The sequence below is a fragment of the Bacillus sp. BACIII genome, assembly GCF_057836745.1.
In genome coordinates, this window is sequence record NZ_CM174437.1 from 1249179 (window position 1) to 1272904 (window position 23726).

Here is a 23726-nt window from a genome sequence, read left to right on the forward strand (position 1 = left end):
TTAAACCTCCACTTCATAGGTATCCCAGATGTTTGCCGCAGCTTTTTCGTTCGTTTCTTCTTTGCCCGGCGAAATCAGCCGCTTATTTAGTGCAGGCGGTGTTAAAGGATGGCGCTTGATTCGTCGTCCTTCATCTTCCTGCCACGCTTCCACAATGACATGGGCGTTTGTTCCGCCGTCGGCAAAGCAGTTTATTCCTGCCGCCGGTATCGATGACGGCCAGTCTGTCAGAGTGCGGCTGAACTGGATATTGGCCTTTTCTCTGTCGAAATGTGTAAGTTCATGCTTACCTGATAAAAACGGGATAAAGCTCTTTTCTTTCAGCATGAGCACAACTTTTATGAAACTTGCAATTCCTTCCGCACAAAGCGGGTGCCCGATGTTCGGTTTCACAGATCCGATTCCGAGCGGTCCGCCATCTGTTGTGCGGTAGACGGATTGAATGGCCTTCAGTTCTAACAGATCAGTGACGACCGTACCTGAACCGTTCGCTTCAATATGAGTGATGTCTTCCGGCCGTTTTCCGCTTTTTTCAAGAGCTGTCTTCATGACGGCCTTTTGCGCTTCAAGGCTCGGCGTAGCCGGCCCCGCTGTTCTTCCGTCATTATTGACAGAAGCCGCCTTCACCACGGCATAAATGGAATCTCCGTCTTTAACGGCCTGAGACACGGTTTTTAAAAGAACCATTCCGACACCCTCGCCCAGTACGACTCCATCGGCGCGTTCGTCAAATACATGGAACGACTGCGCTTTACTTAAAATGCCGCGCTGTTCAAACAATTTATGGGTTTCTTCAGATTCAAACAGGCTTACACCGCCGACAACGGCCGCTTTTATTTCTCCTGTTGTAAGGGCGTGAACGGCCATATTCATTCCGACTAAAGCAGAAGAGCAAGCCGTATCGAGGACAACACTCGGGCCGCGCATATCAAAGTATTGAGAGAGGTTTGCGGCCAAATAGTTCTGGCCCAGCGCGACGATCGGATTTTTCGCGTCCAGCAGTTTCTCTTCACCCGGTCTGTGCCGGCTCCGTCCGCCGAGATACACACCAATTGCCTCTCCCTTTATCTCATCCGGCGTATAGCCGGCGTGATACCACAGGTTAAGGCATTCTTCCAGAGCGGCCAAAGCTTGAGGGTCCATTGCCTTTACATCTTCTTCAGCCAGTAAAAAGAAGTCCGGATCAAATTGATGAATTCCATCAAGCATTCCCGCATAATAAGGCGTCTTCAAACCCCAACGCTCATCCGGGACAGGACGGACGGCCGAACGGCCTTCAGCCAAAAGCGACCAGTACGCTTCTAAGGAAGCCGCCCCCGGAAACCGGCAGGACATGCCGACGACCGCGATATCTTCCCCGTGAATCTGTTTTCCGGCCGGCTCTTCTTCCGCCTTAACGGCTTGTGTTTCAATGACCGGCTCAGCCGGTGCCTTCATAACAGGCCCCGCCGCCATATCAAACAGATCTGACAAAACTTCTGTATATCCATCGAGAAGCCAATTTGCGAAAGATTGAATCGTCGGATATTCATACAGAATGGACGGGTCAAGCGATGCTGAGAGATTCCGATTGATCCGCTGCAAAAGCTGGGCAAGGATAATGGAGTCCACTCCGTAATCTTGGAATAATACGTCTGTCTCAAGCTGATCCTGGTCAATCCGCAGCTCTTCAGAAAATAATCCTGTCAGCCACTCTTCTGTTTTCTTTGTTAATTGTTCGCTGTCCGCGGCCGAATCAGCTGTTTTTTTCGGTTTTACCGCAGCCGGACTTATCGGCTTATCCTGGCTGCTTTGCCGCATGAACTGCTCCGGTTTCCACAGCTTAGGATTCAAAACGGCCGGCAGCACCGGGCCCCTTGCTGATGCAAGAAGTATGCCGGCAAGAAGCTGTAATCCTTCTGCATTCGTGATGCTGTATAACCCGCTCTCTTTATAAGCTTTGTTCGTTACTTCTCCCATTCCGGTTTCTTTCCAGTTCGGCCACTGAATGCTTACGATCGGCAGCTGCTCTTTGTATGAGTTTGCAAAATAGTCCATATACGCATTAGCCATGGCATAGTCGGCCTGTCCTGCTGAAAGCGCCGGTATCGCAGCTGACACGGAAGAAAACAGGACGAAAAACTTGAGCGGTTCTTCGCTTACAACATTGTATAACGCCTGAAGCCCGGCTACTTTCGGCTCAAGCACACGCTGTATATCCTCATCGGTTTTTCTGATGAATGCGAGCGTCTCTTTATCGGTCACACCCGCGCAGTGGATAACCCCGCCGATCGGTCCGAGCGTCTGTTTGATCTGATCCAGTTCTTGTCTCAGTCCGGCTTCATCCGCTAACGGGACGGACAATACCTTCACTTGTACACCTTTGGATTCCAAGTCGAGAACAGCTTCAATTTTCGCTTTTACAGAATCCGGCACCTCATTCAGGCCGCCCGTCCACTCATTTCGCGGCGGAAGGGTCTCACGGCCGGTAAGCACCAGTTTTTTCACTCCGTAATGTTCGGCAAAATGGCGTGCGCATAAAAGACCGATCCCCCTCGTGCCCCCGGTAATCAACAGCGCATGGCTGTACGGAAAATCAATTCGCCCGCCTTTCATCTCTATGTTTTCTGAGGCTCTCAATATGGCACGGTAACGCACGCCGCCTCTTCGGCAAACTTCCGCATCATCAGCACGGGCATGAAACTCATCGGCAATTTGCTGCGCCAATATGTCGTCCGAAAGCGCTCCTTCAAGATCGAGATGCCTTGATGACAGATGGCTGTATTCGTACGCCAGCATTCTGTACAGACCGGCCCGTTTTGCTCCCGTTATTTGATTGGCCTCTTTTTCTATTGACTCAAGGTCTTTTGTGACACAAAGCAGTGTCATCCCTTCTTTATGTCCATGCTCAATCAATTGCTGAAGCCATTGGATAGCGGCCATGTCTTCAGAATCTTCTTTCGCTGCGCCGAGGAGGTCGATGACTCCGTCAAACGCCTGCCAGTCATATTCACCGCTAAAGCCTGATGCGGTGATGATACGGTGATTCGGGATATGCGCTGCGACCTCTTCTGCGAGATTGATCATGTCCCCGCCTGTCAAAATCGCAACGGGGCGTGCACACGGTTCACGCAGTTCGAGCGGGCTCAGCTCCCATTGTTTCGTCAGAATACGTTTGATCCGTTCTTCTATATGGACCTTATTATTTTTGTCACGATTCTCCGGCACCCAATACGTGTCTGTTGCGAACGGATAAGACGGCAGACTGAGTAAACGCGGTGTGCCTTTTTCATACAGCCGGTTCCAATTCAACACGCCGCCTTTCACCCATACCTCGGCCAGCTTGGCGAATTTTCCTTTTCTGACCCAGGCATCAATGACGATGTCCATATCTTCATCCGCCGTAAACAGAGCGAACGTATCTTTGTTGCGGTGAGACTGGCCAGTATACAGTCCGGCGATGTTTTTCTCATTTTCCGTAAATGCTTCCAGCTTTGTTTCCAATTCCGCCATCGTCGCTGCAAGAATGGCAAGGCGCTCTTCCATTTCGTCTCTTCCGGTTTGCAGCGTATAAGCGACAGCCGCCAAGTCTTGATCTGTGTACGGCGTTTGGCGGATCGCTTTTTGCAGCTGCTGCGCCTGTTCAAACAGTTTTTCTTTTGATTTGGCGGACAGAAGGATGATCGCCGGGTTTTCCGGACCGTGCTCAGGCTGAGCGGTTTCTTTCGGGACATACTCTTCAATGACAATGTGGGCGTTGACCCCGCCGATGCCAAATGAGCTGACCCCGGCCCGGCGCGGAATCGCATTTCCGTTTCTATCTTCAGCAGCGGTCCACTCCTGATTTTCCCGCACGATGTAGAAAGGACTGTCATCCAGCTGAATGTAAGGATTGATCGTCTCGCAATGAAGGCTTTTCACCAGCGTTTTGTGCTTCATTTGCAAAAGCACTTTCATGACGCCTGATACTCCCGCGGCAAGCTCTAAATGGCCGATATTGCTTTTGACCGAACCGATGCCGCAGCGATGACCGGAGACTCCAGGCTCTTGATTTGTTTTCGCCAGCTCGTGAAACGCTGCTTTCAAACCGTTTATTTCAATCGGATCACCCAATTCCGTTCCTGTACCGTGCGCTTCAATATAAGTGACGGTGCTCGGGTCCACTCCCGCTTTCCGGTATGCTTTCACCAATAAGTCAGCCTGCAGTTTCGGATTCGGCGAGGTTAACGTATTCGCCCGGCCGCCGTGGTTTTCAGCCGTCCCGCGAATCACGCCGTAAATCGGATTTCCGTCCCGTTCGGCATCTGTCAATTTCTTCAGCATCAGAATGCCCGCGCCTTCTCCTCTGACATACCCATTGGCGTCTTTGGAAAAGGTTTTGCATTTTCCGTCTTTGCTGAGCATGCCTGCTTTGCTGTAGCTGATATGCGCTTCTTCAGTCAAAATCGTGTTGATCCCTCCGGCAATCGCCATGTCGCATTCTCCGTTTTCTATGGCGGATACCGCCCGATGGATCGCCACAAGCGAGCTTGAGCATGCTGTTTCAATCGGCTCGCTCGGCCCGTGAAGATTTAACAGATAACTCAGACGGTTCGGACCTATGGAAGGAATCATGCTGCCTGTCGCCGCATGTCCTTCCGGCGCAAGACCTGCTCTTGTGAACAAATCTTTATAACCGGTATTTCCGGTTCCGATGAAGACGCCAGTATTTGTGCCGGAAAGGCTCTCCGGCTTACAGCCCGCATCTTCTATCGCCCGCCACGCATAAGTCAATAACAGCCGCTGCTGCGGATCTAAATATTGGGCTTCCCGCGGTGAAATTCCAAAGAACAGCGGATCAAATTCAGCTATTCCGTCGATAAAGCCGCCCCACTTGATATTCGTTTTATTCCCTTCAAGATTCGGGTCGCCATCAAACACTTCCCAATCCCAGCGGTCTTTCGGAATCGTTGTGATAGAATCTTTTCCTTCTTTCAGATTGCGCCAAAATTCCTCTATATCTTTTGCGCCAGGGAATCTGCCGCTGATTCCGACAATCGCAACCGGATCAAAGCGGCGCGGTTCTTTTGTCTCTGCCGCAGCGTGCATTACCGTCGCGAAACGCTTTCTTCTCTGCGTTTTCGGCTTATGGGCTTTTAGCTGCTCTTTTTTCGGCGACTCTTTCTTCTTTTCGCCGAAACGGCCCGGATGCTCTTTTGCCAAATATCCGGCCAGATCGCTGATCGTCCCGTGCTCAAAGAAAATCGTCGGCGCCAGCTCCAGCTGATACGCTTCATTTAATTGATTTGTAAAGACGGTGAACGTTACGGAATCAAAACCGTATTCACTCAATTCCGTCTCAATCTCAATATCCTCACGGCCGACTTTTAAAATTCCGCTTACCATGTCTGTCAAAGCGGTATGAAGCATCGGAAGAGCTTCCTCTTCATCTTGTTTTTCTTCCGGCTGAGAAGGAAGGCCGGCATCCTCACCTGTCAAATATTCCGCTAAACTGCGGATCGTACCGTGCTCGAAGAAGATCGTCGGCGCCAGCTCCAGCTGATACGCCTCATTTAATTGATTCGTAAAAACGGTAAATGATACAGAATCAAAGCCGTATTCACTCAGCTCCGTATCGATATCAATCTCATCTTGGCTGACTTTTAAAATCGAACTGACCATTCGGATAAGCGAATCGTGCCATTTGCCTGATGAAACGGCTGATACAGGCTCTGCCGTCTTCTCCTGCTGCTTGTCAGCTTCAGAAATGGATAGGAACGTCTGTTTTAATTTTGCCTTGTAGCCTTCAGCTGCTAAAACTTGCGGCTTTTCCTGAGCCAGGCCTTCATAGAATGCAGCAAAGCCGGCCGCCTTTTGAAGCGGAACCATGCCGAAAGCTTTTTTCATCATTCTCTCCGTCTCGTCTCCCGCCTGCATGCCGCCATCTTTCCACAGCGTCCAGTTGAAGGCGATCGTTTTTCCGTGCCGCAGGCCATTCTCCGTAAGGGACTGCCTGTAAGCGGCGTACGCATCCATAAACGCGTTGCCGGCTGCATAATCAGCCTGCCCGACATTGCCGAGAACGCCGGAAACACTGGAGAACAATACGAAAAAGTCAAGCCTGCAGTCTTTGCTGGCTTCATCTAAATAAGCGGTGCCGATCACTTTCGGATCCAGCACTTCCCGGAATTCTTCCTTCGTTTTTTGCAGCAGGAAGCGGTCTTGTATCACGCCCGCAGCGTGAATAATTCCGTTAAGCTCCCCGAATTCCGCCGTAATCTCTTTTATCAGCGCCTCATTTTCCCGCCGGTCTGCCGCATTCAGCTTTTTGTACACAACATTTGCGCCCGCATGCCGAAGCATGTCGAGCTCACGCTGTTTAGCTTCCGTCACATTTGAGCGGCCGGTCAGAATGATCTTCGGGTGTTTTACGCGATCAGTGATTTCTTTTGCAAACATCAAGCCTAAGCTTCCGGCGCCTCCGGTAATCAGGTATACGCCTTCGTCCTTCCAGACGGTGCCGCCACATGCAGGATACATTTCTTCCCAGGCCTTCACATACCGTTTCTCTCCTTTATAACGGATGTGTTTATCATGCGGCCGATGACTGTCGTTTTTCAGTTTTTGAGCGACAGCCGGCATTTCGCCGATTGAATCTATTTCGAGGAGCTGACAGTCAAGTTTTCCGTATTCCAGCTCGGCTGTTTTTAGCAAACCGGTTAACCCCGCAAACAATTGCTGGCTGCCGTCTGCTGAAATAACGGTCTGAATCAGAATGCGGCCCTGCCTTTTTTCGCTCATGATCCGCCGAATGTGTTCAGCGATCGTCTGCGCATAGGTTTGGAAGCGTTCAGCGGCTGTTCCGCCCTCACCTTCCGCAATCAGCAGTTCGGCGTCTTTCAGACCGGATGCCGCTTCATTTTTTAGATGGACTGCATCTTCACAAAGAATGATCAAATGCTCATCAGCATGGACAGAAGCTTTCTCGGATGCCGCAGCTTCTTTCCACACCGGTGCAAACAAGGCCTTTTCCGAGCCGGATGGCTGAGCCGATTCTGCATCGCCTTCAAGCACTCTCGTAGAGAAGCCTCTCACCTTCACGCAAAGCGCTCCTGTTTCGTCATACAGGTCAATGTCGGCTTTTTGCACGGAATCGCCGGCTTGATATCCTTCGCTGAAGCGTGCATGCGCCCGCATAGTCGGCGTGCATGCTTTGATGACTTCAAGGTATTCCAGCGCAAACGGCAGAATCAGCTTTTGTCCGGAAAACTCCTGCATAATGCAGATCGTCGCCGTCTGAATCGCCGAATCAATGATGCTAGGATGAAGCGTAAATTGTCCGTTCGTATGAGAAACAGAATCCGGAAGCTGTATGGCAGAAAGCACTTCTCTTTCACCGATAAAGGCGGACTTAATGCCTTGGAAGGCTTTTCCGTGGAACATTCCCCTGCTCCTGCCTTCCCGATAAAAGGCCGCCGGATCAAGAATGTCCGCTGTGCACCTGCTTTGTATGGCAGAAAGGTCTGCCTCAGGCTCTCGGTCTGCCTTTATGATTTCAGCCCGGCCTTGGCTGTGCAGCACTTCTTCATCGTCAGCGTTTACGCTGTAAATGTCATACGAGATGATGCCGTCTTCTTCAGGAAACAGCGCAATATGGACTTGGCGCTCTTGTTCGTGAACGACGATCGGTTTCATCCAGACCGTATGATGGAGCGTTATTCTATCTTGGTCTTTTAATAAACCGCCAAGCGCCCGTTTTACCGCTTCATAAGACATTTCCAAATATGCCGCTCCCGGCAGCACCGCTTTTTCTCTGACCACATGATCCTTCAGGAAAAATTCAGAGCCTGTAAACCGTGAGCTGAACCGCTGAACGGCCAAGTCTGACGTATTTTGCTGCACGAGCGGGTGTAAAACTGAGATTCCGGTATGTGCGGCAGATGTTTTCGTTTCAGCTTTTTTCGGCCAGTACGGTTCCTTTGCAAACGGGTAGACCGGCACACTGATCCGCTTCGGATACTTGTCTTTGTAAAGCTTGTGCCAATTGATGGCGACACCTTTACTCCACATTTCACATAGCTTCGAACCTTTTCCTTTCGCAAGCCATTTCTCAATGAGTTCAGCGCTGTCATCATCATCAGAAAGCCAGGCGATGTCTTTTGCCTGCTGTTTTTCTCCCCTGAAGCAGCCTGTTACAGCCGGCTTATCATTGATAAAATCGGCAAGCTGCCGCTTCAGCTCCGCAGCGCCGCTTGTGATAAAGGCCGCACGCTCCTCCATCGCTTCCCTTCCGACTTGGAACGTGTAGGCAAGATCCGCAAGATCGGCGTCCATTTTTGCATCGAGAAAAGCCAGCAGCCGTGTTGCGTACTCCTTCAGACGGTCTTGTTTTCTGGCAGACAACGGAATAATGTACGGACCTGTCCATTCTGCTGCTTCAGACACCTCGGGATATTCTTCAAAAATCGCATGTGTATTTGTTCCGCCAAGCCCGAAAGAGCTTAAAGCCATGCGGTGCGCTGTGTTCTCACGCATTAACTCTTTTTTTCCTTCCGCAACGTAAAACGGAGAGTCTTCTAAATGAAGATGAGGGTTCGGCTTTTTGTAATTGATGCTCGGCGCGATTTCCTGATGATATAAGCTCATGACAACCTTGATGCAGCCCGCCATTCCGGCCGCTGTATCCAAATGCCCGAGATTTGTTTTGACTGAACCGATGCCGCAGTATTGTTTTTTATCTGTGTACCGGCCGTACACAGATTGAAGCGCGGACAGTTCGATCGGGTCGCCGAGTTTTGTTCCCGTCCCGTGAGCTTCGACGTACGCGATCGTTTCAGGATGAATGCCCGTCTGATCAATGACCTTCTGGATGACCTCAGCCTGTCCTTTGACGCTCGGCGCGTAAAATCCGACCTTATCCGCTCCGTCGTTATTGACGCCGATTCCGCGCAGCAGCGCATAAATATGGTCGCCGTCCTTAACGGCATCAGACGCTTTTTTCAAAAGCACGGCACCGGCCCCTTCACCGCCGATCATTCCGTCAGCAGCCGCGTCAAACGCTTTAATATGCCCGTCGCTTGAAAAATTCAGCCCAGGCTGATGAACATACCCGGCACTTGATTCCGTATGAAGGGTCGCACCGCCGACAAGGGCGTACTTGGCTTCGCCGGACTGCAGGCTTTGAAAAGCCGAATGCAGGCCGATTAAAGAAGATGAGCAGTTGGCATGGACAAAATAGCTCGGCCCTTTCAATCCGAGTTTATGAGAAATCATCGTCGGAATCGTCCCGCTTTGGGCAAGCACCCATGACACATAGCCATCCGGCGTTTCCAGCTGTGCTGTCGTCTCCTCCGGCAGCAGGCTGCGGTAAGAGTTGGCGCTTGCAGACATATACACGCTTGTTTCCGGAATGTCTGTTGAGACATATCCCGCATCCTCAATCGCCTTCCATGAATGGAGCAAAAGCATTCTCAGCTGAGGATCCATATATTCCGCATCTTTTGGTGAAAAGCCGAAAAAACCCGGATCAAACATTTCTTTTCCTTCTAAAACGGCTTTAGCCGGAACGAAGCCGGGATGATCAGCCAGTTCTTCGGAAACACCGAAACGGCGGAGCTCCTCTTTTGAAAAGAAGGTGATGCTTTCTTTGCCTTCTTTGATGTTATTCCAAAACTCATAATGGTCTTTCGCTCCCGGAAACTCACAGGATATACCGATAACCGCGACGCTTTCTTCATAATAATCGGGAAATTTTCCCGTCAGGTTTTCGCGGTTTTCTGCATTCACTTTCTTTTCTGATACAGATGCAAAAACGGTTTCTTGCGGTTTTTGTTCAGCGATATACCGGCTGATGTCTTTTACCGTCGCGTATTCAAACAGCTCCGTCACACTGAAATCACAATCCAGTTCCCGCGTCATCCGGTCAGTGACAGTTACGGCAAGGAGCGAATCCCCTCCCGCATCAAAAAAGCGGTCATCAAGCGCTATGTCACTGCTTTTTAATACGTCCTGCCAAATCGCAAGCACCGCCTGCTGAATATGAGATGAAGAGTATGTTTTTGTTTCCGGCTTTTTCTCTGTCAGATCGCGCGCTGCAAGAAGCCTGCGGTCAACTTTTCCGTTCGGCGTAAGCGGCAGCTCTTCAAGACGGATAAAGGAAGCTGGCGCCATATAGGCCGGCAGCGCTTGTTTCAAATGCCCGCGCAATTCCTTTGAAGACGGAAGCTTCTCTCCGTTTTTCAGGATATAAAATGCGCAAAGCTTTTCATTTCCGGAGTGATTGTTTACAACAACGACGCTTTCCTGTACGGCCGGATGGGCATTCAGCCGGCTCTCAATATCTCCGGGTTCAATCCGATAGCCGCGGATTTTGACTTGGCTGTCCATCCGTCCCATGTATTCAATGCGGCCGCCGGGAAGAAACCGCGCCATATCGCCTGTTTTATAAAGTTTTGATCCCTGTTCCAGCCGGTGGCTGACGAAGGCTTTGTCCGTCAGCTCAGGCTTGTTGAAATACCCTCTTGCCAATCCGTCTCCCGCAATACAAAGCTCTCCCGGCACCCCTTCTAAAACAGGGTTGAGGTTGGAATCCATCATATACACACGGGTGTTGGCGATCGGGCGCCCGATCGTAAGCGCGCTCTCACTTTCCGTTATACGCTGCACCGCGGACCAGATTGTCGTCTCTGTCGGCCCGAACATATTCCAAGCCTCACTTTTCGTATCGAGAAACTGCTGCTTCAATTGCTCGTTAAGCGCCTCGCCGCCGCAAAGGATTTTCACCTTTTCTTCATTTGTCCATCCGGAATGAAAGAGCATTTTCCACGTAAACGGCGTCGCCTGCATGATCGTCGGTTTGTACTCCTTAATCAGTTCTTTCAGCTTCCGGGCATCTTTTGTGACTTCCGTCTTACAGATATGGCATTCCGCTCCTGTGATTAAGGGAAGGTACAGCTCCAATGCCGCGATGTCAAAGCAATATGTCGTGACGGCAAGCAGTTTATCTTCGGACGAAAGCCCCGGTTCATGCGCCATCGAGATCAAGAAATTGGTCAGCGCCCGATGCGGAATCATGACGCCTTTCGGTTTGCCCGTGCTGCCCGACGTGTAAATGACATACGCCAGATCTTCAGGCGTCACCAGCCGTTTCAGCGCCATTCTTTCCCCCGCCGTCTCTTCAATATCAGACCAATCGCGGTCAATGGCTGCTGTCTGCACGCCTCCCCAGTTCAAAGAGTGCTCTAAATCAGCTGTCGTCAGGCACATTGAAATCCTGCTGTCAGCAATCATATATTCCAATCTGTCAGCTGGGTAAGAAGGATCAAGCGGCACATACGCTCCCCCGGCTTTTAAAATGCCGAGAAGGCCGACAGCCATATGCAATGAACGATCTGTATAAATGCCGATGAGATCATCAGGCCCCGCGCCGTGCGCCTGCAAATAGAGCGCCAGTTTCGTGCTTTTTTCATCAAGTTCACGGTACGTCAGTTTTTGCTGTTCGTACACAACCGCACAGGCATCAGGCGTTTCTGCCGCCTGACGTTCGAATAATTCATGGAAGCAGGCATCCGGATACTCGCGGTTTGTCTCATTCCAAGTCTTAAAAATCTTTTGCTCCTCTCTTTTTGCCATGAGAGAAACATTCTCAAGCGGCATATCCGCGTTTGCCGTCAAAGATTCTGCTGCCTGTACAAATTGGTTAAAAAGTCTGACTGCCCCTGCTTCATCAAATAATTCGGTGCTGTATTTAATCGTCAGATCCATCCCCGATGCTTCTTCCCACATTTCAAATACAAGATCATATTCCCCTTCCTGATGAATGCCTTTTACAAACTCACAGGAGAATTCCTTATATTCATCAAGCATCGATTGATAGCTTGAATGCTGCAGAAAATTCTGATAGAAAAAAGCATTAGTGAAAATAGGCGAACCGTTCTGCCGGGGTGTCGCATGAACATCACGCACCATTTTCGGAAACGGATAAAAGGAGTGATCCAGTCCGTCCAAAACCGCATCCTGCACCTTTTGAACAAAGTCAGCAAATGTTTCTTTCCGTCCGGCTCTGCCTCGTATGGGAAGCATGTTGAGGAAATGGCCGATCACCCCGTCAAAGCGTTCTTCCGGTCTGACCATTGCAGGCATGCCTGTCACAATATCTTCCTTATCCGTATACTTGCTTAAAAGCACCATGTAGCAGCTCAGCATGACGGTGGACAAATGAATCGAACGCGATGCGGCAAATGCCGTGACATTTTTCAGCAGCCGTTCGGGAAGACGGCGTGTCAGCGTATCTTCTGTAAACTCCGGAATACTGCTGTCCGTGCGCATCGGCGGAAGCTGAAGATCGGGCAGGTCGCCTCCGAGCTGTTTCATCCAGTAAGCGCGGTCTTTCTTGCTTTCCTCACTTGCCAAGTACCGCTTTTCCCAAACCGCGTAATCGGAATGTACGGAAGCACCAGCTGTAAATTCTTCTCCCTGCAGCAGCGCCTGATAGTGATCCAGCAGACTGTGAATAAATGTAATGGATGAAATGCCGTCAAACACGATATGGTGAATGACCGTCAAAAGATAATGTTCCGAGACGGATTTTGATAGCAGCTGCACACGCAGCAAAGGCCCGCCTTCTTTGACAAACGGCTCTTTCACTTTTTTTCGTATCAGAGTTGGTATTTGTGATTCATTTACGTCAGAAATATCTTCTTCCGAAAATACAAAAGGATCAGCCGCTTCTCTGAAATAAAACCCGCCGTCTGTTTCTTTTACGGCGCTTTTGAGTATCGGGTGCTGTTTTAATACAAGCTGAAACGCCTGTTTCAGTTTCTCTTTGTCGATTTCTGATGTGAATCGGAAACAGAGCGGGACATGGTATGCAGCCGTTTCAGGCGACATTTTCTGCAATGTCCACAGCCCTTTTTGAACTTCTGAAAGCGCTGGCGCCGTTTGCTTGCTCTCCCGTTCTGCCGGCGGTTCGGCTTTTGCCGGGTGATGGTCAGCGGACATGCTTGCCGCTTTTTCAGCAGTATAAGCGGATAAAGCGCCAATCGTCGGGTTTTTGTGCATCTCTCTTGCCGTCAGCCGGATATGGTACGTTTTTTCGATTGATCTGGCGAGTTTCATCATTTTAATCGAATTGACGCCAAGACTTTGAAGCGGTGTATTTGAATCAACAAGTTCATCCGCGATGGAAAGTTCCTCTTTCAGAAAGCGGATAAAATCCCGTTCAATTTCTTTCTCTATAGAAGCTGATTCCGTAGTGCCGTCTTCTTGCCCGTTATTATGTAATGAAGCAAATTGCCCTTGTTCGAATGAATGTTTCAGCTGGGTGCGCTGGATTTTCCCGATCGCCGTCTTAGGAATGTCTTCTTTCGCGACCGGAAGCAGATAATCAGGGGTGACGCCGATTCTCTGTGTCACATGCTGGTGAATGTGATGAAGCAGCTTCGTCATGCGGCTCTCATCCAACGGAACGGATGTCACAAAGAAAATCGCCAGCTCATCTGTCGTGCTTTGATTCGGCCGGACGGCGCATGCCGCTGTATAAGACGTTTCGATTTCCGGTAATTCCTCAACGGCTGATTCAATGGCGTGGCTGTAATAATTCACACCGTTGATAATGATGGCATCTTTCGTGCGGCCCGTTATCGTCAGGCGGCCTTCCCGCAGAAATCCGAGATCTCCCGTTTCAAACCAGCCGTCTTCTGTAAAGACAGTCTCATTTAAGTCCGGGCGCTCATAATATCCGCTCGTCACAGTCAGACCCGACACTTGGAAGCGGCCGATTTCTCCTTCTTCCACCACCTGATTGCGGTCATCCGCAATTCTCATATTAAACCCCGGAATCGGCAGACCGATCTCCACGAAGCGGTCGTCATCACTCGTGTTTTCCAGAGTGAATTCATCTGAGAAAATAACCCCTGAAGACGTTTCAGACATTCCCCATGCGGGACGGATGGCATTAGCCGGCAGACCGTGCGGCTCTAAAAGCTCCATAATTCTGCGTCCGACTTTCGCAACCGCGGCCTCCCCTCCGTTCAGCATATAACGCATAGAGGATAAGTCCCATTTCCGCTTTTGAATCTCTTCTGCGAAATCGGCGAGGAGTCCGAAGGCAAAATTGGGCGCCCACGTGACCGAAGCACGGTAATGATCAATCAGATCGAGCCATTTTAAAGGGTCCATCAAAATGGATTCACTCGGTATGTTGATTTCTTCACACCCGAGATAAACATCACGAAGATGAAGCATTCCGATGCCGCCGACATGGTCAAAAGGCATCCAGTTAAACGTGACATCCTCACTTGTATAGCCTTGCATCTGAATATTTCCTTTGACCATGCAGACGATGTTTTCATGACTGAGCATCACGGCTTTCGGCGTGCCCGTGCTTCCCGAGGTCAACAGCAGCATCGCCAGATCTTCCGGACGGGGATAATGGCAGTCTGTATCCATTTCATGCGCGGAAAGATCTTCTGCCGCCAAAGCGCAGAACCCGGAAAGCTCCTGATCCTTCGCCCATTCAGTCATCTCCGTCAGCACTTCACGGCTTGTGATGACATACGGCTGATTCAAAAGCGTCCAAGCGTCTTTCAGTTTTTGCGTCCCGCTGTTCATTTCTGTATAAGCCGGAGCGGCCGCAAGCGGAACCGGGATCGCTCCTAAAAAAACACAGCCCCAAAAAGCAGGAATCAGCTGAGAATTGTCACTGAGCTGTAAAATGACTTCATCATGGGCTTTCACGCCTGATTGGCGGAGTCCTTTCACAATCGAAAGAGCGATCTTTTTCAAACCGCTGTAAGTCTGATACACTTCGGTGCCGTCAGGCTGTATATATGTGATGCCCTTTTGATCTTTCACTGCCGCGGCGGTTTTATGCAGGACTTCAGGAATCGTCATCGGCTGATCCGCTGAAAGCCGCAATGATTTTCCATAGCTGACAGATGGCTTGAGTAACCCGCTTGCCTTCATATCACTTTTCATAGAGCTGCCTCCATTTCATCTGTATGTCTTATACTCCGTACATCGTCGTGATTCGTTTTTTCACTTCATCATCATGAAACGTCTGGTCATGCATGATTAACTCCTTCTCAATGACGGCCGGAAGCTGCTCGCGAAACGGCGTCACCAAGTGCCTTTTCAATGTGATTAACGAGTTTCTCGGTTTTTCCGCAAGCTCACGGGCCAGTTCCTGTGCGTATCCCAATACTTCCTGCCTCGGAAGCACCGGAAAAGGCACCCCTCTTTTCTCCAGGTCACCGCCGCGGTAATGGCCTCCGTTTAACAGCATTTCATGTCCGAGGCTTGCCCCAAGCTTCTGCGGAACGATAAAGGTAGCGCCCATTCCGGGGGTGAAGCCGTATTTCATAAAGTTTGCGGTATACACGCTTTCTTTGCTTAAAATGACAAAATCACTGAAAAGCCCCATGACAAACCCGCCTCCGATTCCGTGACCCTGCATCGCGGAAATGACGGGGATATCACATTCCAGCGCCAAAGAGTACATGCGGTCTTCCGTAAATTTCGTGATGCCCTGCTGAATCCTCAGTAAGCCTTCCTGTGTGCCTCCGGAAGCAAAGTAATGGCCGTAGCCTGTTAAAATCACAGCTTTATAGACAGACGATTTTTTAATACGGGCGAAGGCCTCCATCAATCCATCCGTCAGCTCTTTGGAGAAGGCATTTTTGTGGGTTTTATCCTGCATTGTCACTTGGATAATTTCCGGTTCAATTTCGAGCAGTTCAACTGCGGCGTTCGGCATGATATCCTCCTAACTGTTCTCCGTTTCCCAAGGAAGCCGCCCCGTTTCTGCATAACGGATGATGGCTGATTGGTTATCCGGATCTGAAAACATCGCTTGATTTTCGGCTAAAGCAGCGGATTTCGAACGATGAACAAGGTCGTTTAAGGAATCCATATATCGTTTATAGCGGATGACTGCTTTTTTCGACAGCGGGCGAAGGCGCAGCAAATGCTTTCTCAGCTCTGTTGCGCTGTCCGAAACGCATACGTCACAAAGTCCCCATTCAAGCGCCTGCCTTGCCGGCACGGGCTTTGTCATAATCGTCATATAATGCGCCTTTTGAAATCCGATTCTTTGAATTAAAAACGGCAGAACGCATGCGGGATACAGCCCGAATAACAGCTCAGATAAACTGAATGAAGCACTCTCGTCTGCGATGACGATATCGCACGCGGCAGCAAATCCGACACCTCCCGCATTTACTTTTCCGCGCACGCGGGCGATGGTGATGTACGGCCCGGATTTTAATGCCAGCCACAAACGGTAAAGCGGCTCCTGTGATTCCGCATGCTGCATGCCCTGTCTCATTTTCTCGTACATCTCATCGAAATCCGCCCCGAAACAAAATACCTCCGGCAGCCCTTCAAGCACTACGGAGGTGACGGAGTCCCCACATTCAGAAAGAACATGCAGACATTCCTCCACTAAACGCTCATTAATCGTATTGTTGGCTTCAGGCCGATAAAAGGTGATGAAACAGACATTTTGCTGAAAACGGACCTTTATCGTCTCATAGGTCACGGGATCCACCTGTATTTCCGATGAAATTCCGTGATTTCTTCCAAATATAAACGGGGGCTTCCGGTATGATGGTCTAAAATGTTCGGAATCATATTTATGTCCAATTTGACATTCCGGGTTCCGAATTTGACCAAACCGCTGCCTTTAAACAGTTCTTCATACTCCTCCATGGACAGCCTGTATCTGTCGTTCAGATGCTCTTCTATCTTGAAAGAATGCTGCCGCGCCTGTCCCTCAGGCGTCACAACGCCGCTGTAAAATTCCGAACAGCATCCTGACCCGTAGGAGAAACAGCCGATCCGTTTAGAAGTGCCGAATGCCCCTTGGTCAATCGTACTGGCAAGAGCCAATAAAGAGGCTGCGCCCATAATGTTTCCGACTCGTTGGCAGTAGCGGAGCCCCGGCTCTACCCTTGTTTGAAAATCCTGTTCGATCTCAGCGTTTTTCGCTTTTGCAAGCTTGCGCATCATCGTCCGGTGGGCTCCTTTTACCATGCCGCCAAACGGTGTATGGAAGGCAAGGTAGTGAAACGTCTCTTTGTAGTCGGCGCCCGGCACACGTTTTTTGTACTCGCGAAATGTCTGTTCACAGCAATCAAGGTAAGACATCAATGACAAGTCGGCGTCACCGGCTTCACTGTCCGGGATCGGGCGGCATGTATCCATCACCTCATAGCCGTAGTAGCCGTTTGCGCCTGCATCCGCCTGAAATACGATCGGATTTTCACCGATCAATAAGGCGACGGCACCCGCTCCGGCGCTCGGTTCTGCGTAAGACCAATCTTCGCTTAACGCATCGCCGCCTTCGGCAATTAAAAACCGGGAAATATCCGTCGCAACGACAAGCGCTTTCGCTCCTGGGGACGTCTGTGACAAAATAAAGTTAAGCGCCATCTGCAGGCCCGCCGTTCCTGAATAGCAGGCTTGCTTCAGTTCAAATAAACGGCAGTTCCGGTTGAGGCCTAAGTAATCATGAATATATGTACTGAGTGATTTTCCGAAGTCGATGCCGGACTCCGAGCAGGTAATCAGCAGCTCGATTCTGTCTTTTTCAGCCTCTGTCAATCGGTCGATAATCGGCTTTGCCGCGTTAACGCCGAATGTAACGGGGTCTTCATAAGGAAGAGCCACCGCTTTTTCTTTCATCAGTAAATTCTCAAATCTGGCAGGGTCTAAGTTTCTGTACTCCGCCAGCTGCATGACATCGAGGTATGCCGTCCCGCCAAACACATTTATCGCTTCTATTCCGGCAGCAGTCATGAACTTCGCCTCCAATATGAATTTTGAGCTTCCGATTTTTGCGCCGTTTTATCAGACGGCCTGTACCTTTTCATAAAGCTTTTCAGCCAATTCGCCGATGTTTGAGACTCCTGTCAGCTCCACACGCGGGATCTGCAAAGATAATTCCTCCAGCATCATTGTGATAATTTCTGCACGATCCACTGAATCCGCCCCCAAATCAACTAAACGGTCTTCATGTGAGAGCTGTTCGCCTTCTAAATCAGGCAAAACCTCGTAAATTGTGTTCTGCAGCAATTCAAAGATTCTATCTTTACTCATTGTCAGTTCCTCCCTGTTTCATTCTTTTTATGAATATTCCATGTTTTCAATCTATCATTTCGTCTTGTCAACACGTTTGCAAAAATGAACGTAACTTCTGATTCAAAAGCGAGGCCGTCTCTTCCATCAGCAGCAGGCCGATTCCATCAGCATGGCGGTTTTTCCAGGATTCCAGCTCCGTACCTTTCACCCATTGATTAAAGGCTCCCAATGCCGGACCGCAATGAATCTGGTAATCTACCTTGGCATCGGGATCTCCTTTAATCGCCGAGGCGGAGCTTTGCCTGAAATACCATTTGAATATGAGCGCCATTTTCTGTTTCGGATTCCGTTCGGCTTTTGAAATGTCTTCTCTCGAATAGTGCGCCTTCACTTTTTCATAAACACTGCTTACACTTGCCTTAAAATACTTCTCTTCTATTTGTCTGATTGTCTTTTCATCAATTTCTTCAATTGAGCCGTGACGCTGATACAGTTCATGCAGTTTAGCCGCGCGGGTCGGGAAGAACAGTCCTTTCTTTAATACCTGCACTTTGCTGCCTGATTCAAACATATCGCCGGCCGGCGCGTAAGCCGTGTCCTGTACATTCATCTGCTGAAGCAGATCCTTGACGGGAATGCTTGTCGCCGCTTCAACGGTGCATTGGTTAATGGACCCGGTCACAATAAAATCAGCGCCGAGCATAAATGCGGCCATCGCTGCCTCAGGCGTTCCGATTCCCCCTGCGGCTCCGATACGGACGGTTTTGCCGTATCGATATTTTTTCATCATGTCATCTCTTAAACGGACGATCGCCGGCATGAGGCTGTAAGCAGCTCCGCCGTCAGTATGGCCGCCCGAATCGGCCTCCACGCAGATGTCATGCGCAACGGGTATTTCTCTCATCAGATTCGCTTCTTCAGCGGTAATCTTGTTTTCGGCTGCAAGCTTTTGCAACATATGATCAGGCGCCGGGCTGAGAAACGCTTCCGCTACTTCCGGACGGGACAGTTTGGCGATAATCCGCTGACGCGCTGTCACTTGTCCGTCAGCACCTCGCTTTAACCCCTTAGCGCGAAACCTGACTAAAGCGGGAGTAACCGTTAAAAATGCTGATGCTTCCAAATTCTGCACCCCATGCTTCAGTAAAAGATCAACCATTTTTTCTTCAGAATCTGCATGCTTCATATTATGTACAACATTTATGCCGAAGGAACCGCCGTCACGAAGCTCATGCTGAATTGACAAAATGGCGTCCTCCGTCTGTCCGATGCTCAATCCGCCCGTTCCGAAAAAGCCCATCATTCCTTTTTTGGCCAGCCTGACGACCATCTCCTTCGAAGCGATTCCTCGGTACATGCCGCCGGCCAGATAGGCGTATTTCAGCCGATAATCACGTTTAAACTCTTCATTGCCTAAAGATGCCGCCGTAATTGAGCTTTTTTCATCTGTTATCGGCTTCGCTTCAGCAGTAATTCTTTGGATCAGCCCGGTCAGCACTTTTCCGGGACCGATTTCTTCAAAGCTCATGTTCTTTCGTCCCATTAAGAAACGGATGCTGTCTGTCCAGTTCACAGATCCCGTTATTTGCGCGGCGAGTGTCTCTTTCAGCTCTCTCTGCTCATAAGGCCTTGCCGTCACATTTGAAATGACCGGAATGGACAGCGGCTTAAAATGGAAAGATTCAATAAACCGTGAAAACTCCTCCTTCGCCTCCAGCATGTATCTGGAATGAAAAGCGCCGCTGACATTTAAGCGGTGAACCATTTTCACGCCATTTACAGATTCAAATACGGCTGCGGCTTTTTCAATATCTTCTTTATATCCGGAAAGGACAATTTGCTGCGGTGTGTTCATGTTGGCGATATCAATCAGATGTAATTGATATTCTCTTAAAACGTCCGTCACCTGCATATGAGTCAGGCCGATCACTGCTGCCATGCCGCCTCCTTTTGCGCGGCTCATCAGTTCGCCCCTCTTTTTGACCAGCTGCAAGCCTTCTTCGAAATTAAAGGCTCCCGAGGCGTATAACGCGTTATATTCTCCTAAACTGTGTCCGGCGGTAAAATCCGGTTTCAAGCCGGTTTCTTCTGTTTTTTTCAAATAACTCAGGGCATTGACGACATAGAGTGCCGGCTGAGTGAATTGAGTCTGATTGAGACGTTCTCCGTCCCTGCACAGCTCCTGAACGGAATATCCGAGAATATGATCGGCCTTTGCGGTTAATTCAGGGTAGCGGCCGAACAGCTCCTCTCCCATCCCTATTCTTTGTGAACCTTGGCCGGGAAAAACAAAGCTGATCATCTTACAGTCTCCTTCCGGGCGATGATAAAATGATGTCTTCGATTTGCTGCAAATGGGTTTGTTCTTTATGGAACGGCGTCATAATGGTACGGATGCGTTCAGCCGATCCTGCGGGAAGAATCTGTTTGCCAAATGCGGCCAATGTTCCGGAAGGCCCGGCATCAATATACAACCCCTTTTCGCGGCTTTCAGCAAATTGAAGCGCTTCGCGGAATCGAATCGGCTTTCTGACGGCATTCCAGAAAAAGTCCGCTTGAATATCCGTCTCAGCCTCTCCAGTTGCACTGGAAATGAACGGAATAAACGGAGTCCGGATTGATTTCTGAGCCAAAAAGCGCTTGTACGGACGCTCCGCCTGATCAACCATCGCTGAGTGAAACCCGTATGATACCGGCAGCAGCTGATGAGGAATCTGCTTTTCTCTCAGGTCGTCCATGATTTTTCTGATGTGTCCCCGCTCTCCAGAGATGACAAAGTGAGATTGATAGTTAACAGCGGCCAATTCACTATTTTCATGGAGCAGCGGATCATCTTGGTATAATTTCGGATTCCCCAGTACCGCAAGCATGCTGCCGTTTCGGCATGTTTCCGTAATGATTTCGGCCTGCTCCAGCACGCAATCTAAAGCGTCTTCCGGGCTGAGCACACCCGACACAGCGGCCGCCGCATATTCACCGAGGCTCGCTCCGATTACACAATCGGGACGTATGCCTTTTTGTTCCAAAGCATACGCGAGTGCGTACTCAGCCATAAAAATGGCGGGATGGCTGAAAAGAAGGCGGTCAAATGGATCGGACAGACGATTGGCTGTCTGATAAATCTCTTTAAGGACAGAAACACCGAAACGGCTGGCGGCAACATCGTCCAAGTCGAGCATTTTCTGCCGAAAACCGGCGTTGTGTGCAAACAGCTCTTTTCCCATTTGATAATATTGGGAACCCTGTCCGGAAAACATGAAAACAATTGGCTGGCTCATTTGTTCTCCTTTTCGCTGCATATTTTTTTAAAATATTGATTTGTGAGTGTTTCGTGATGTCGTGAAGTGAAGTGATCGTGATGTTGTATGACTGGGCAATGTTGTGTGAGAAAAGAATTTTGTCTTATGTTCCGCTACATCGCGGGTGAAGTTTCAGTTTCTTTTTTGATGCGGTGAATAAGTCCTGTCAGCACATGGCCCGGGCCGACTTCTTCAAATTCCATCTGTCCGATGTTCAGGAGATAGCGGATGCTGTCGTGCCATCGTACTGAATGATCGGTCTGATCAGCCAGAACGGAGGGGATTTCGTCTTGTTCATAAGGTCTGGCATGCACGTTAGAAATGACAGGAATTGATATAGCAGAAAAATGAAATGACTGTAAAAATTTTTCGAACTCTTGTTTGGCTTCACTCATATATCTCGAGTGAAAAGCGCCGCTTACGTTTAACGGATGAAACATTGTCACATCTTTTATTTCTTCGAATACGCTTTTGGCTCTTTCAATGTCTTCTTTTCGTCCGGCGATGACAATTTGATGAGGAGAATTCATATTGGCAATATCAATCGTATGTAATCCGTTCGTTTGAAGGACGTCTGCCGCTTGAGGTGCAGTTAATCCCATAACGGCGGCCATTTTTCCGTCAGTGGCCATACTCATTAATTCGCCTCTTTTACGAACAAGCTGCAAGCCCGTAATAAAATCAAAAGCGCCTGCGGCAAACAGCGCATTATATTCTCCCAAACTGTGACCGGCCACATAATCCGGCTTTATGTCATTGTCTTGGATTTTTTTCAAATAGCTTAACGCGTTGACTACATATAAAGCGGGCTGAGTGAACTGCGTCTTGTGAAGGTTGGAATACGGATTCTCAAGGCAAAGCCGTTTCATAGAATATCCGAGTGTGTCATCAGCCTGCTCAGTTAAGTCTTTAAATTCATCAAACAAGGAACTTCCCATTCCCTGTTTTTGAGAACCTTGTCCTGGGAATAAGTATGTGATCATTTTCTCAGCCATCCTTTCTCGGATTCAGATAAGAAGCATATTCAAGTTGATAGTAACTTCACAAAAATACCATGTCAAGTTAATTTATCCTATGCGGACTCCTGAAGAATGCCTATTTTTTCCTGGGAGAAGGCGTATTCAGGTCTTTCGGAACAGATATAAGCAGAATGTCCCACCCGGCCTGCCCTGCGCTCCTTCCCGCAAACCCTTGTTACTCAGGCATAAATCGACAAAAAGAAAGCAATTACTATCTTTTCATTTCAGACATTTCTAATCCCGAAAGAAAAAGCAGTTAAATAGAACTAAATTATACGCTACTTAAAATGAAACAGCCCTTTTTGATTTTTTCTGTTGCGAAAATTCACGAAATGTTCTTTTTTGTCAATTTGAAAGTAAATATTGTTTTTCAAAAGACTCTCCATTTTTTGACCCGGCTTCTCCCCGAAAGAATGCCCGGGATATACTCGTACATGCGGCGGAATGGAGGCTTTGATCCGCTGTATACTGTTAAACATATCTTCCGCAGAACTGCCTCTGTCCTCACATATACCGCAACCCTCGGTAAACACGGTGTCACCGGTAAAAAGGTGATCAGAAAGCAAATAGCACATCCCTCCGGCCGTATGTCCCGGAGTCAGTATGCTCTTGATGATAAATCCCCCCGCCGCAAAGGTCTGTCCGTCTTCAAGCGCTATTAAGTTTCTGCACCGGAATTGATAGTAATCGATTTCAGCTGACGACATGTATACATCAGAGTGATAGATTTGCTGAAGCGGCTCCGCCAAGTTTACATGGTCATAATGTGAATGTGTTAATAAAACAGCTGATAAATCAACATCCAATTCATGCAGTTTATCGGTTATTTTGCCGATTTCCCAGGACGGGTCCACCGCTATCGCAGATTTTTTTGATCGGTCTGCGATAATATAACAATAGTTGGACCACATCTGGTGATAGGTTTTAATTTGATGCACTTCATATGTATGATCCATTGTCACCATTCCCATTCAAAAGATCCGGACAGACTGCTGCCGCCGCCCAGCCGGCTGTAACCACTTTACCAGATGACACCCCGTTTTTCCATGGATTTTCCGGTAAAGATGAAAAACTGTTCAAATCAACCAAAAGAACCAGCCGCCGGTTTTTAAAATTTATTATCGTAATATATAAGGAAATAAGAATATTCATTTACATGAATACTTTAGGAGATTTTATTCAGAAAATGAAGAATGGTATAATTTTCGGATAAAAAGAATAAAAACAAATCGGGAAAATCAGTCTTTAAATGACTCTCAATCTTGATTCTTATTTCAATCCTTTTCTTCAAGCCAAACTAAACCCTTTCGGCTTCCCCAAAATATATCAGAATACCTTAGTTCCTGACATCGAATTTCATTGTTATGCTTAT

At 48.9% G+C, this 23726-nt stretch carries 9 protein-coding genes; all 9 read right to left on the reverse strand.

What is annotated here, in order from left to right:
* Positions 1–14934, reverse strand: a complete 14934-nt coding sequence (locus ACXN9U_RS05975; RefSeq protein WP_489202315.1) for an amino acid adenylation domain-containing protein — start codon at positions 14932–14934, stop codon at positions 1–3.
* A gap of 28 nt (positions 14935–14962) precedes the next feature.
* Positions 14963–15712: a polyketide synthase gene (locus ACXN9U_RS05980; RefSeq protein WP_016936044.1), complete on the reverse strand. Its 750-nt coding sequence runs from the start codon at positions 15710–15712 to the stop codon at positions 14963–14965.
* Between the two features lie 9 nt (positions 15713–15721).
* Positions 15722–16495 carry an enoyl-CoA hydratase/isomerase gene (locus ACXN9U_RS05985; protein WP_489202316.1) on the reverse strand — a complete coding sequence of 258 codons (774 nt, stop codon included), beginning with the start codon at positions 16493–16495 and terminating at the stop codon, positions 15722–15724.
* Positions 16492–17754, reverse strand: coding sequence for a hydroxymethylglutaryl-CoA synthase family protein (locus ACXN9U_RS05990; RefSeq protein ID WP_489202317.1), 1263 nt, complete (start codon positions 17752–17754; stop codon positions 16492–16494). The genes ACXN9U_RS05985 and ACXN9U_RS05990 overlap by 4 nt, the downstream gene beginning before the upstream one ends.
* Before the next feature lie 51 nt (positions 17755–17805).
* Positions 17806–18054 carry an acyl carrier protein gene (locus tag ACXN9U_RS05995; RefSeq protein WP_060962743.1) on the reverse strand — a complete coding sequence of 83 codons (249 nt, stop codon included), beginning with the start codon at positions 18052–18054 and terminating at the stop codon, positions 17806–17808.
* Positions 18055–18121: 67 nt separating this feature from the next.
* The gene (gene fabD, locus ACXN9U_RS06000; RefSeq protein ID WP_489202318.1) at positions 18122–20338 is read right to left on the reverse strand and encodes an ACP S-malonyltransferase; all 2217 of its coding nucleotides are present in this window, start codon (positions 20336–20338) and stop codon (positions 18122–18124) included.
* A 1-nt stretch (position 20339) separates the two neighbouring features.
* Positions 20340–21314 carry an acyltransferase domain-containing protein gene (locus ACXN9U_RS06005; protein WP_489202319.1) on the reverse strand — a complete coding sequence of 325 codons (975 nt, stop codon included), beginning with the start codon at positions 21312–21314 and terminating at the stop codon, positions 20340–20342.
* 134 nt (positions 21315–21448) lie between these two features.
* Complete coding sequence (fabD, locus tag ACXN9U_RS06010; RefSeq protein ID WP_489202320.1) at positions 21449–22318, reverse strand: ACP S-malonyltransferase; 870 nt, start codon at positions 22316–22318, stop codon at positions 21449–21451.
* 314 nt (positions 22319–22632) lie between these two features.
* Positions 22633–23310 carry an MBL fold metallo-hydrolase gene (locus ACXN9U_RS06015; protein ID WP_489202321.1) on the reverse strand — a complete coding sequence of 226 codons (678 nt, stop codon included), beginning with the start codon at positions 23308–23310 and terminating at the stop codon, positions 22633–22635.
* Positions 23311–23726: the final 416 nt, after the last annotated feature.

Bases quoted from the DNA above. Each gene is read 5' to 3' on its own strand.
- ACXN9U_RS06015 (WP_489202321.1), bottom strand. From the start codon at position 23,310: ATGGATCATACATATGAAGTGCATCAAATTAAAACCTATCACCAGATG.
- fabD (WP_489202320.1), bottom strand. From the start codon at position 22,318: ATGATCACATACTTATTCCCAGGACAAGGTTCTCAAAAACAGGGAATG.
- ACXN9U_RS05995 (WP_060962743.1), bottom strand. From the start codon at position 18,054: ATGAGTAAAGATAGAATCTTTGAATTGCTGCAGAACACAATTTACGAG.
- ACXN9U_RS06005 (WP_489202319.1), bottom strand. From the start codon at position 21,314: ATGAGCCAGCCAATTGTTTTCATGTTTTCCGGACAGGGTTCCCAATAT.
- ACXN9U_RS05990 (WP_489202317.1), bottom strand. From the start codon at position 17,754: ATGACTGCTGCCGGAATAGAAGCGATAAATGTGTTTGGCGGGACGGCA.
- fabD (WP_489202318.1), bottom strand. From the start codon at position 20,338: ATGATCAGCTTTGTTTTTCCCGGCCAAGGTTCACAAAGAATAGGGATG.
- ACXN9U_RS05980 (WP_016936044.1), bottom strand. From the start codon at position 15,712: ATGCCGAACGCCGCAGTTGAACTGCTCGAAATTGAACCGGAAATTATC.
- ACXN9U_RS05975 (WP_489202315.1), bottom strand. From the start codon at position 14,934: ATGAAAAGTGATATGAAGGCAAGCGGGTTACTCAAGCCATCTGTCAGC.